The organism is Pseudomonas rustica (assembly GCF_049959085.1).
Classification (GTDB): domain Bacteria; phylum Pseudomonadota; class Gammaproteobacteria; order Pseudomonadales; family Pseudomonadaceae; genus Aquipseudomonas; species Aquipseudomonas rustica.
Map to the genome: position 1 here is coordinate 306,523 of NZ_CP188200.1, position 12,493 is coordinate 319,015.

The window sequence follows — 12,493 nt, forward strand, 5'->3', positions numbered from 1 at the left end:
GAGCCTGCTCGCGAAGGCGTCCTACCAGTCACACGATGTGTTGGCTGATACACCGCTTTCGCGAGCAGGCTCGCTCCCACAGGGGGAAGTTGTGCATCATGCAAGAGGGGTTATAGCTGCAGGATCAGGGTTTTCAGTGGCGGTTGCTGATCCATGGACGGGAAGTCTGCACCCGGGGTCATCACGCTCCACTCACGCACCGGGCGGCCGGCCTTTTCGGCGCAGCGCAGGACTTGTTCGCGCCAGTCGTCCATGCTGACTTTCGCCAGATTGTTGCAGCAAATGAGTACGCCGTTGTCGGCGGTGGTCAGCAGCGCGGGTTTCAGCAGGCTTTGATAATCGCGCAGCAGGTCAACGGTGCCGAACGCGCTCTTGGCCCAGGCCGGCGGATCGAGCAGTACCAGATCGTACTGACGCTGTTCGAGGCGCTGGTAGCTTGGCAGTTTCTGCCCGCGACGCTGGCTGATCGGCAGGCCGGCGAGTTGGCGGATGGCCGGGAAGTAGTCGGACTGGATAAATTGCATCTCGGGCAATTGCGGGTTGAGCAAACCGTTTTCGCGACCGACCGCCAAGTTACCTTCGGCGAAATCCAGATTGCGCACTTCACGGGCGCCACCGGCTGCGGCACTGAGGCCGACGCCGCAGGTGTAGGCGAACAGGTTGAGCACGGATTTGCCTTTGGCGTGCTCCTTGACCCAGCCGCGCGTGTTGCGCAGGTCGAGGAACAACAGCGGATCCTGCCCGGCGTGGCGCCCGCGCACGCGGTAATTGAGGCCCCATTCGTGACCGACCAGATCAACCAGTGCGGCGTCTTCGGCTTTGTAGACGCTGTCTTCACGGTCGATGCGCGAGTTGCCACGGGAGCGGTCGTTGTAGACCAGCAGGGTTTCCAGGCCCAGGGTTTGATTGACCATCGCGTGCAGTTGCAGCAGGTCGTCACGTTCCAGCGTCTGGTGAAAACTCTGCACCAGCAGTTGCGGGCCGTAGCGGTCGATGGTCAGACCGCCGGCGCCTTCCTGGCTGCCGTGGAACAGCCGATAGCAATCGGTGCCCTGGCTGTGCAACACAGCGAGCAAGTCCTGGCGTTGATCGAGGGCGGCGCGCAGCGCCTGATTCAAGGAAGACATGCATGCGCCTTGCTGGAGAGAATTGGGGCGCGGGAGTTTAACAGTTACTGAGCTGCAAGCTCCAAGCTTCAAGCTTCAAGCTCAAAACTTGCAGCTTGCAGCTCTGAGCGTCAGCTCAGCCCCATCCTGCGTTTCGCTCGTTGCACCGAACCATTGCGCATCGCCCAGCGCAGCATCGGTGCGCTGCGTTTGACGCTGGCGCGAATCAACTGGCGTTGCAGCGAACTCTGCCGCACCTCGAGCATGTCGCTGGCCCAGTCCGGCAGCAGATCAATGCCCGCCTTCATCATCAGATCGCCAAACGGTCGCGCCAGAACACTCGGCGCCGGTGCGGCCAGCAGTAAACGCAAAACCTCGCGGCTGCGTTCATCGCACAGCAATTGCGGGCGCATGCGTTGCAGATAATCGGCCACGGCCTGCCGCGACTGGGGCACATCGCGTGCGCCGAGTCGCTCGGCAATCACCGCGATCTCGGCGTAATAACGATCCTGATCAGCCAGCGACAACTGCGGATTGCGATAGCGCAAATGCGCCGCCAGAAAGTTACTGACTTCGGCCACATGCACCCACGTCAGCAAGTCCGGATCACTGGCCGCATATGGTCGGCCGTCCGGTGCGGTGCCCACCACTTGCAGGTGAATGGTGCGGACTTTCTCGATTAACCAGTCGGCATCCCGCCGCGAGCCAAACGTGGTGCCGGAGACAAACTGGCTGGTACGCCGCAAGCGCCCAAGCATGTCCTGACGAAAATTCGAATGATCCCAAACCCCGGCCAGCGCCAGCGGATGCAGGGCTTGCAGCAACAACGCGCTGATGCCGCCGATCAACATGCTGCTGAAATCGCCGTGCACCTGCCAACTGACCGAGTCGGGGCCGAACAGGCCGGGATCGCCCTTGGGGTTTTCCAGATCGAGCTGGCCGAGGGATAACCCGGTCAGGCTCATGAGTTGATTTTCGATGCGACTGCGGATGAATTCCATGACCACTCAGTGAAGAAGGTCGGGCGCGGCCGGTTGACCGCGCCCGACGTGTTACTGATTGAGGCGCTTGTCGATCAGGCCTTGCACCACGCTCGGGTCGGCCAGGGTCGAAGTGTCGCCGAGGCTGTCGAGTTCGTTGCAGGCGATCTTGCGCAGGATGCGGCGCATGATCTTGCCTGAGCGGGTTTTCGGCAAGGCCGGCGCCCACTGGATCAGATCCGGTTTGGCGAAGCTGCCGATTTCCTTGCTGACGTGGGCGAGCAATTCTTTCTTCAGTTCGTCGTTGGGCTCGGTGCCGTTCATGGGCGTGACGAAGGCATAGATGCCCTGACCTTTGACGTCGTGCGGGTAACCGACCACGGCGGCCTCGGCGATGCTGTCGTGCAACACCAAGGCACTTTCCACTTCAGCGGTGCCAATGCGGTGGCCGGACACATTGATCACGTCATCGATGCGCCCGGTGATCCAGTAATCGCCGTCCTCATCGCGCCGCGCGCCGTCGCCGGTGAAATAGTAGCCGGGGTAGGGTTTGAAATAGGTGTCGACCATCCGTTGCGGGTCGCCATAGACGCTGCGAATCTGCGCCGGCCAACTGGATTTGATCGCCAGCACGCCGCTGCCGGCGCCTTGGATTTCCTTGCCTTGCTCGTCGAGCAACACCGGTTGCACGCCGAACATCGGCTGTGTGGCGCAGCCCGGTTTGATCCGCTGCGCACTGACCAGCGGGCTGAGCATGATGCCGCCGGTCTCGGTCTGCCACCAGGTATCGACAATCGGGCAGCGCTGTTCGCCGACCACGTTGAAATACCATTCCCACGCTTCCGGGTTAATCGGCTCACCGACGCTGCCGAGTAATCTGAGGCTGGCGCGCGACGTTTCCTGCAACGGTTCGGCACCTTCGCGCATCAACGCGCGCAGGGCGGTGGGCGCGGTGTAGAAAATGTTGACCTTGTGTTTATCGATGACCTGCCAGAAACGTGAACTGCTCGGGTAGCTCGGCACGCCTTCGAACATCAATGTGGTCGCACCGTTAGCCAACGGGCCGTAGACGATGTAGCTGTGGCCGGTCACCCAGCCGACGTCGGCGGTGCACCAGAACACTTCGCCGTCACGGTAATCGAGCACGTATTTGAAGGTCATCGCCGCTTGCAGTAAGTAGCCACCGGTGGTGTGCAGCACGCCTTTGGGTTTGCCGGTGCTGCCGGAGGTGTAGAGGATGAACAGCGGATCTTCGGCGTCCATCGGTTCCGGCGGGCAATCGTCGCTGACGTCGCGCACGGCCTGGTGATACCAGAGATCGCGACCTTCGACCCAGTCGACCTTGCCTTGAGAGCGTTCAACCACCACGACGGTGCTGACGTCCGGGCAACTTTGCAGGGCTTTGTCGACGTTCTGCTTCAGCGGCACAAACTTGCCACCGCGCACACCTTCGTCTGCGGTGATCACGGTGCGGCAGTCGGCATCGAGAATGCGATCACGCAGGGAATCGGGAGAAAAGCCGCCAAACACCACCGAATGCACCGCGCCAATCCTCGTGCAGGCGAGCATCGCGTAAGCGGCTTCGGGGATCATCGGCATGTAGATGCACACCCGGTCGCCTTTTTTCACGCCACGGCTTTTCAGCACGTTGGCCAGGCGGCAGACATGGTGGTGAAGTTTTTTGTAAGTGATTTGTGCCGATTCGGCAGGGTCGTCGCCCTCCCAGAGCAGGGCGGTCTGCTCGCCGCGTTGTTCGAGATGGCGGTCGATGCAGTTGTAGCTGACGTTCAGTTGACCCCCGGCAAACCAGGCGGCTTCACCGGTTTTCAGGTCACAGCGCTGAACGGTTCGCCACGGCGTGCTCCAGTCGAGGAAGCGCGTGGCTTGCTCGGCCCAGAAGGTGTCGGGGTGTTCAATGGATTCGCGGTACAGGCGCCGATAATCATCCTGACTCAATTGCGCAGCCCGGCGGACGGCATCGGCTTTGGGGAACGTGCTGATATCGAACATGACGGTTCCTTATTCTTGTTGTGCGACAAGAGGGGAGCTGTACGACCCTCGTAGAAGCTGCCGAAGGCTGCGATCTTTTGATCTTGTTTTTTAAGGTCAAGATCAAAAAATCGCAGCCTTCGGCAGCTCCTACAGGGATCGTGTACGCCACCGATTCTGCGATTAGCCCGGTGCCGTGGAACTGTCGATGTTGCAAGCTGTAGGGGCAGGCAAACCGCCCCTTCAGCCTATCACCCGCGGTGACGACCGCGGAAGTAGTTGATCAGGCCTTGGGTGGACGGGTCGTCAGCGGTGGTTTCATCGCTGCCCACCAGACGGTTGTAAACGCCTTTGCCCAGTTCCTTGCCCAACTCCACGCCCCACTGGTCGAAGGCATTGATGCCCCAGACCACGCTCTGCACGAACACTTTGTGTTCATACATCGCCACCAGTGCGCCGAGACGACGCGGGCTGATGCGTTCAACCACGAGGGTGTTGCTCGGACGGTTGCCCGGGATCACCTTGTGCGGGGCGAGTTTGTGCACTTGCTCTTCGCTCATGCCTTTTTCGCGCAGCTCGGCTTCTGCTTCCGGCAAAGTCTTGCCGAGCATCAGCGCCTGGCTTTGCGACAGGCAGTTGGCGTACAGCCACTGATGGTGGTCAGCAACCGGGTTGAAGCTGACGATCGGCACGATGAAGTCGGCCGGGATCAGTTGCGAACCTTGGTGCAGCAACTGGTGGTAAGCGTGCTGGCCGTTGCAGCCGACGCCGCCCCAGATCACCGGGCCAGTATCGGTCGACACCGGGGTGCCGTCCTGACGCACGCTCTTGCCATTGGATTCCATGTCCAGTTGTTGCAAGTGCTTGGTGATGTTGCGCAGGTAGTGGTCGTACGGCAGGATCGCGTGGCTTTGCGCGCCCCAGAAGTTGCCGTACCACACACCCAGCAAGCCCAACAGCACCGGCATGTTCTGCTCGAATGGCGCAGTCTGGAAATGCTGATCCATGGTGTAGGCACCGGACAGCAATTCCTTGAAGTTGGACATGCCGATCGCCAGCGCAATCGGCAAACCGATCGCCGACCACAGCGAGTAACGACCGCCAACCCAGTCCCACATCGGGAAGATGTTTTCTTCGCGGATACCGAACGCCACAGCCGCGGCGTTGTTGCTCGAGACGGCGATGAAGTGGCGATACAGCTCGGCTTCCGAACCGCCCTGCGCCAGATACCAGGCACGTGCGGCCTGAGCGTTTTTCAGGGTTTCGAGGGTGTTGAAGGATTTCGACGAAACGATGAACAGCGTGGTCTCGGCGCGCAGTTTCTGCGTCAGCTCGTGGAATTCGCTGCCGTCAATGTTCGCCAGATAGTGGCAACGTACGCCTTTCTGCGCGTACGACAGCAGTGCTTCGGAAACCAGCTCAGGGCCGAGGAACGAGCCACCGATGCCGATGTTGACCACGTCAGTGATCGGCTTCTCGGTGTAACCGCGCCACAGACCGTCGTGGATGCGGCCCACGAGGTCGGTGATCTGGTTCAGTACTTTGTGGACTTCCGGCATCACGTTGACGCCGTTGACCGACAGCTTGTCGCCCACCGGGCGGCGCAGGGCGGTGTGCAGCGCCGGGCGGCCTTCGGAGGTGTTGACGATTTCGCCTTCGAACAGCGCTTTGATCGCGCCCTTCAGATCGACTTCATTGGCCAGACCCACGAGCAGATTGCGGGTCTCGGCGTTGATCAAATTCTTCGAATAATCGAGAAACAGGCCGCAGCTGCTGAGGGTGAACTGGTTGAAGCGCTGCGGATCGGCGTTGAAGGCCTCGCGCATGCTGAAATCCTGCATGGCTTGGCGGTGATCTTTCAACGCTTGCCAGGCGGGCAGAGCGGTAACGTCTTGAGGAGTGAGGTAATACGCCATCGCTGCGGTTTTCCTTTTTACTTGAACGGCTTCTGAACACGGATCAGACCGGCGCGCCATGTTTGGGTGCGCGGTCAACTGCGTCTACACGATTTATCGACGCAGGGCGAATACAGTAAACCTCGCGCTGCGATCTGTCTTGACTTCTTCTGACCTGATCCCTGTACTTTTTTAACATTTAATACAGGGAGTGGCCGACAAACGGAGGGGGAGGGTGCCCGAAGGCTCTATGAACCGCAATATTCCCATTCTTTGTAGGAGCAGAGCTTGCTCGCGAAGGCGGTCTGACACTCAACGATGATGTTGACTGACAGGACGCCTTCGCGAGCAAGCTCTGCTCCTACAAGGGGATGTGGTGTCTAGTTAGGGGTGTCGAGATTCAGGTGCAGGTTGTCGATCAATCGCGTAGTACCGAGGAACGCGGCCAGCAGAATCACCAGATCACGGTCTTCAGCCGTCGCCGGACGCAACGTCAGCGCATGGCGGATTTCCAGGTAATCCGGACGCAGGCCCGCCGCTTCCAGCTGTTGCAGCTGGGCACTGATCAGCGCCGGGAAATCACGCTCGCCTTGCTTGATCGACTCGGCAATAGTGCTCAGCGTGCGATAAACCACCGGAGCTACCGCGCGTTGTTCCTCATTAAGGAAGCCGTTGCGCGATGACAGCGCCAGACCGTCCGCAGCGCGTACGGTCGGTTCGCCGATGATCTGGATCGGCATGTTCAGGTCATGCACCAGCGCGCGAATCACCGCCAGTTGCTGGAAGTCCTTCTGACCGAAAATCGCCAGATCCGGCTGCACCATGTTGAACAGCTTGCTGACCACGGTCGCCACACCTTCAAAGTGTCCCGGACGGCTGGCGCCGCACAGGCCTTCGGACAGTTGCGGCACGCTGACCCGGGTCTGTCCGGCCATGCCGTCGGGGTACATTTCCTCAACGGTCGGCGCGAACAGCAGGGAGCAACCGGCTTCAAGCAGTTTTTCCTGATCCGCCGCGAGGGTGCGCGGGTACTTGTCGAGGTCTTCACCGGCGCCGAATTGCAGCGGGTTGACGAAAATGCTCGCGACCACGAAGTCCACGCGTTGCGTGGCTTTGGTCACCAGGGCGACGTGGCCGCTGTGCAGGTTGCCCATGGTCGGCACGAAGCCGATGCGCTTGCCTTCACTGCGTGCGCGGGCGACGGCGGCGCGCAGTTCGCGTACGGTTTTTACGGTGTTCATGCAGAGAATCCGTGTTCGATGCCAGGGAACGTGGCAGCTTTGACTTCGCTAACGTAAGCCTTCAATGCGGACTGGATGTTGTCCTGGTCGTGCATGAAGTTTTTGACGAATTTCGGTACGCGGCCGGTGATCGACAGACCGAGCATGTCGTGCAGCACCAGCACCTGGCCGTCGGTATTCGCGCCGGCGCCGATGCCGATAACCGGGATTTTCACCGCTTGGGTGATTTCCGCAGCCAGTTCGCTTGGCACGCATTCGAGCAGCAGCATGGACGCGCCAGCCTGCTCCAGCGAGATCGCATCGGCACGCATCTGCCGCGCCTGGTTTTCGTTGCGGCCCTGCACTTTATAGCCACCAAGGATGTTCACCGCTTGCGGGGTCAGGCCCATGTGCGCGCACACCGGCACACCGCGTTCGGCGAGCAGACGGATCGACTCCGCCAGCCACAGCTGACCTTCGACCTTGACCATGTGCGCACCGGCCTGCATCAGCATGGCGCTGTTCATCATGGTTTGTTCGAGGGTGGCGTTGGCCATGAACGGCAAGTCAGCCAGGATCAGGGCGTCGGTGTTACCGCGTTTGACGCACGCGGTGTGGTAGGCCATTTCTGCAGTGGTCACCGGCAAGGTGCTGTCGTGACCTTGCAGCACCATGCCGAGGGAGTCGCCCACCAGCAGCACTTCGACACCGGCCTCGTTGCAGGCGTGGGCGAAGGTCGCGTCATAGCAGGTCAGCATGGTGATCTTTTCACCTTTCTGCTTGAGGCTCTGGAGCGTGGTCAGGGTGATGGCTGGCATGTAAAAAATCCTCGTTCAGGCGCTCTGGAAACTACTGCGAGTAACGCGCGTGATTCGTCATTTACTCAGGCGCACGCTCTTTTGTCGTGCTTATAAGGCCTGGATTGCGCCCGTATGTGCCGGGTTGGCGGCAGCGGGACGCCTATAGTCGTGAGGAGAACCGAGGAAGTCAATTGCGTGTGTTACCGCATTGTTACGAGGCGAGTGTTACCGGCGTTACTGATGCGATTCAGCGGCGCGGCGGGCCTGATTCGAGGAATTTTTGTCCGACAAAACTCTATGGGGATCACCCCCACCTGTAGGAGCTGCGGAACGCTGCGATCTTTTGATGTTGCTTTTGAAAATCAAAAGATCGCAGCCTCGTTTCACTCGACAGCTCCTACAGGAGGAGTTGTGTCAGGGGGGGGGGCAGGCGTTCGAGGCCGATGAACGGGCAGGCGGCGAGCAGGTCGGCGAGGGTGCGGCCGTCGGGCAGATGGAGATCCGCCGGCGCCAGTTCGGCGAGCGGATACAGCACGAACGCGCGTTCCTGAATCTGGTAATGAGGGACTTTCAGTCGTGGTTCGTCGATCAAGCGATCACCGAACAGCAGAATATCCAGATCCAGCGTACGCGGGCCCCAGCGCTCCAGGCGTTCGCGGCCCTGATCATTCTCGATCGCTTGCAAGGCATCGAGAAACTGAATCGGGGTAAACGAGCTGTCGAGCGCCGCGACCGCATTGGTGTAACGCGGCTGGCCCGGCAACAACGAATCGCTTTGATAGAAGGCCGAAACGCCCACCAGCGTGGTTTGCGGCAATTGCCCCAGCGCCTCGACGGCGCTGCGCAATTGTTCGGCGGGGTCAGCGAGGTTGCTGCCCATGCCGATGTAGATGCGTGCCATGCTTTTACTCGCCGGTCGAAGCGCTCGGGGCGCCGGCGCGTTTGCGCTTGGAACCGCCGCTGCGGCGACGTTTGCGTGGCGCGCCGCTGGCGTCGTCACCTTTGCCGCTGAGGTCGCGGATCATGTCGCGACGTTCGCTTTCGTTGGCGTCCTGATAATCCGTCCACCATTCGCCGAGGCCGTCAGTCTCTTCGCCGGCGCTTTCACGCAACAGCAGGAAGTCGTAACCGGCGCGGAAACGCGGATTGTCCAGCAACAGGTCGGCGCGTTTGCCGCTGCGGCGTGGCAAGCGTTCCTGCATGTCCCAGATCTCGCGGATCGGCATGGTGAAACGCTTTGGAATCGCGATGCGCTGGCACTGTTCGGCGATCAGCTCGTGGGCGCCTTCCTGCATCGCAGGGATTGGCGGCATGCCACGTTCTTGCAAGCGCAACACGCGGGCCGGCAGGGCTGGCCACAGCAGCGCGGCAAACAGGAACGCCGGGGTCACCGGTTTGTTCTGCTTGATGCGCAGGTCGGTGTTGGTCAGCGCTTCGCTGATCAGCGTGTGGGTGTATTCCGGGTTGTGTTCCAGTGCGTCGGCACTGGCCGGGAACAGCGGGGCGAACAGTTGCAGATCGACCAGCATTTCAAAGGTGATCGCGCCGTGTCCCGAGAGGAACAGCTTGAGCACTTCTTCGAACAGACGCGCCGACGGGATCTCGCGCAGCATCGGCGCCAGCTCGCGGATCGGCTGCACGGTGTGCTTCTCGATGCCGAAGTTGAGCTTGGCGGCGAAACGCACGGCCCGCAGCATGCGCACCGGGTCTTCCTGATAACGCTGCTTCGGATCGCCGATCAGACGGATCAGGTGATTGCGGATGTCGTGTACGCCGTTGGCGTAGTCGAGGATGCGCTCGCTGACCGGATCGTAATACAGGGCGTTGATGGTGAAGTCGCGGCGTTGTGCGTCTTCTTCCAGCGTGCCGTATACGTTGTCGCGCAGAATCCGCCCGCTCTCGTTACGCGAGGACTGATTGCTGTCCTCGTCGTCTTCATTGACCGGGTGATTGGCGCGGAAGGTCGCGACTTCGATGATTTCGCGACCGAAATGGATATGCACCAGTTTGAAGCGACGGCCGATGATCCGCGCATTGCGGAATTCGGCACGGACTTGCTCGGGCGTGGCGCTGGTGGCGACGTCGAAATCCTTGGGCGTGATGCCCAGCAGCATGTCACGCACGCAACCACCGACCAGATAAGCCTGGTAACCGGCACCTTGCAGGCGTTCGACAATATTCACCGCATAGCGGCTGAACTGCGTTTTCTGCAGCGAATGTTGACCGCTGTTGAGCACTTCAGGGGTGCTACGGATGTGTTGCGTACGACGCACGGGAGTTCGGAATGACTGGAACAACTTCTTCAGCATGGGATGCACTGTTTGAAGGAATGTTCGGCCATACCAAAGAATGACCGCATGATGGGCGCAGATTCTAGCATTTAGTCGGGGGATGGTGTAGGAGACAGCAGCTTCGAGCTGAAAGCCGCAAGCTACAAGGGTGAAACGGGGGTAAAACAGGGAGTTTTTTACAGAAGGGAGAAACTACAAGGGGAGCCGAAGCTCCCCAAGAAGTAGTTGCGTGCTCTTTTTATTATTGATTCGGGCTTCTTGTTTTTGTTGAGTGCCCTCGCCACGAAGCTTTTCCTTCGTGACCCTCCCAATCGGGAGCCAAGAGCAAACGGATTGCTTTGGTCGCTGAATTGCAGTGATCTTACGATCCAACCAGTACAGGCTCTGTCTTAGGACAGTTTTTGTTGTTCTCGGCCTGGTCGTGGGGCAAGCCCCAAATACAACGCCTCTCCAAAAGAATCAGTTAGCTGCGCCTCTCGCCGTCTTGTTTTTATTGTGCGTGAGTCGATTCGTCTTATTTTTATTGTCTTGTGCATTGCTTGTTATTGTTCTTGTACCAAACATATAGCAGGGGTCGTGCCAACTTTTGCGAAACCCCGTAAAACAAAGGGTTAGGTCGATATAACCGTTTTCTCCGGGCGAAAAAAAGCCGGGGTTTCGTTACCGATAACCCCGGCTTCTGTTACGTGAAAAGACTGAGGTAACAGTTTTTTCACATCTTCAAGCGTTACCCGCACACTCGACAGGTAACGTTCAGCTCTCGCTGGCGACCCCGGTCTTGCGCCGTGGAATGCCCAGACGCTGACGGCGTTCCCACAGACATTTACGGCTGACGCCCAGTTTGCGCGCCAGTTCGGTCTCGGTCATGTGATCCTGATGCTCAAGGACGAAGTGCTGGAAGTAATCCTCCAGCGACAGGTCTTCAGTCGGCTCATGGCTGCTGTTGCTGGCGTTACCACCGGTTTGCGGTGGCAGGCCGATGAACTCGTCATCGTCCAGATCGCTCAGTTCAATGTCGATGCCCAGCAGTTCGGCAGAGATTTCCGGGCTTTCGCTGAGAATCACCGCGCGCTCGACTGCGTTTTCCAGCTCGCGCACGTTACCCGGCCAGGAATAGTGACGAATGGCCTGTTCGGCATCGGCAGCAAATTTCAGGTCAGTACGGTTGATGCGCGCGCTCTGGCGAGCGAGGAAGGCTGTGGCGATTTCGTTGACATCGGCACCGCGTTCGCGCAGCGCTGGCAATTTCAGGGCAATCACGTGCAGACGATAATAAAGGTCTTCACGGAACTGGCCGATTTTCGCCAGGCTCTTCAGATCCCGGTGCGTTGCTGCGATCAGGCGTACATCGACCTTCTGCGACTGCACCGAACCAACACGGCGAATTTCGCCTTCCTGCAACACGCGCAACAGGCGGGCCTGAGCTTCCAGTGGCAGTTCGCCGATTTCGTCGAGGAACAAGGTGCCGCCGTCCGCCGCTTCGACCAGACCGGCACGCCCGGCGCTAGCGCCAGTGAACGCACCTTTTTCATGGCCGAACAGTTCGGACTCGATCAGGCTTTCCGGAATGGCGGCGCAGTTCACCGAGATCATCGGTGCCTTGGCGCGTTTCGACAGGTTGTGCAGCGCACGGGCCACCAGTTCTTTACCGGTGCCGGACTCGCCCTGAATCAACACATTGGAATCGGTCGGCGCGACCTTGCGGATCTTGCTGTACAGATCCTGCATCGGCGGGCACGAGCCAATAATGCCGATTTCGCCGTTGCTGTTGTCAGTGGCGGTTTTGCCGCTGCCATTGGCCGGTTTGCTGGCAAGCGCTTCGCCGGCAGCCGGGGCCGATTGGCGATCACGCAGAATCCGCGCGACGGCCTGGAGCATTTCATCGTGATCGAAAGGCTTGGCGATGTAATCCACCGCGCCCATCTTCATCGAGTCGACCGCCGAGCGCAGGCTGGCGTAACTGGTCATGATCAGCACCGGAGTGCCCTGGCCGAGCTTGATCAGCTCGGTGCCTGGCGCCCCCGGCAAACGCAGATCGCTGACGATCAGGTCGAACGTAGGAATGGTGAAGCGTTCTTGTGCTTCCTGCACTGAACCGGCTTCGCTGACCTGGTACTGGTTACGTTCCAGCAGGCGGCGCAAGGCGGAGCGGATAATTGTTTCGTCTTCGACGATCAAAATGTGCGGCATTGATTCGATACTCTCGACGGTC

Annotated in this window: 9 protein-coding genes; all 9 read right to left on the bottom strand. The window is 59.8% G+C overall.

Going from position 1 to position 12,493, the window contains the following annotated elements:
- Nucleotides 1-110: 110 nt before the first annotated feature.
- The 9 genes from ACP3TY_RS01505 to ACP3TY_RS01545 all read right to left on the bottom strand — a co-directional run bounded on the left by ACP3TY_RS01505 (nt 111) and on the right by ACP3TY_RS01545 (nt 12,471).
- Nucleotides 111-1,127, bottom strand: coding sequence for a class I SAM-dependent rRNA methyltransferase (locus tag ACP3TY_RS01505; RefSeq protein ID WP_426619118.1), 1,017 nt, complete (start codon nt 1,125-1,127; stop codon nt 111-113).
- A gap of 110 nt (nt 1,128-1,237) precedes the next feature.
- Nucleotides 1,238-2,107: an oxygenase MpaB family protein gene (locus ACP3TY_RS01510; protein ID WP_426619119.1), complete on the bottom strand. Its 870-nt coding sequence runs from the start codon at nt 2,105-2,107 to the stop codon at nt 1,238-1,240.
- Between the two features lie 51 nt (nt 2,108-2,158).
- Nucleotides 2,159-4,096, bottom strand: coding sequence for an acetate--CoA ligase (gene acs / locus ACP3TY_RS01515; protein ID WP_426619120.1), 1,938 nt, complete (start codon nt 4,094-4,096; stop codon nt 2,159-2,161).
- Between the two features lie 230 nt (nt 4,097-4,326).
- Complete coding sequence (gene pgi, locus ACP3TY_RS01520; RefSeq protein WP_053123903.1) at nt 4,327-5,991, bottom strand: glucose-6-phosphate isomerase; 1,665 nt, start codon at nt 5,989-5,991, stop codon at nt 4,327-4,329.
- Between the two features lie 359 nt (nt 5,992-6,350).
- A complete protein-coding gene (panC, locus tag ACP3TY_RS01525; RefSeq protein WP_426619121.1) occupies nt 6,351-7,211 on the bottom strand; it encodes a pantoate--beta-alanine ligase in 861 nt (286 codons plus the stop codon).
- Complete coding sequence (panB, locus tag ACP3TY_RS01530; protein ID WP_426619122.1) at nt 7,208-8,008, bottom strand: 3-methyl-2-oxobutanoate hydroxymethyltransferase; 801 nt, start codon at nt 8,006-8,008, stop codon at nt 7,208-7,210. The genes panC and panB overlap by 4 nt, the downstream gene beginning before the upstream one ends.
- Nucleotides 8,009-8,387: 379 nt before the next feature.
- Nucleotides 8,388-8,891, bottom strand: a complete 504-nt coding sequence (gene folK, locus ACP3TY_RS01535) for a 2-amino-4-hydroxy-6-hydroxymethyldihydropteridine diphosphokinase (RefSeq protein ID WP_426619123.1) — start codon at nt 8,889-8,891, stop codon at nt 8,388-8,390.
- 4 nt (nt 8,892-8,895) lie between these two features.
- A complete protein-coding gene (locus ACP3TY_RS01540) occupies nt 8,896-10,299 on the bottom strand; it encodes a polynucleotide adenylyltransferase PcnB (protein WP_053123896.1) in 1,404 nt (467 codons plus the stop codon).
- Between the two features lie 735 nt (nt 10,300-11,034).
- On the bottom strand, nt 11,035-12,471 hold the full coding sequence (locus ACP3TY_RS01545; RefSeq protein ID WP_053123894.1) for a sigma-54-dependent transcriptional regulator: 1,437 nt from the start codon (nt 12,469-12,471) through the stop codon (nt 11,035-11,037).
- Nucleotides 12,472-12,493 lie beyond the last annotated feature (22 nt).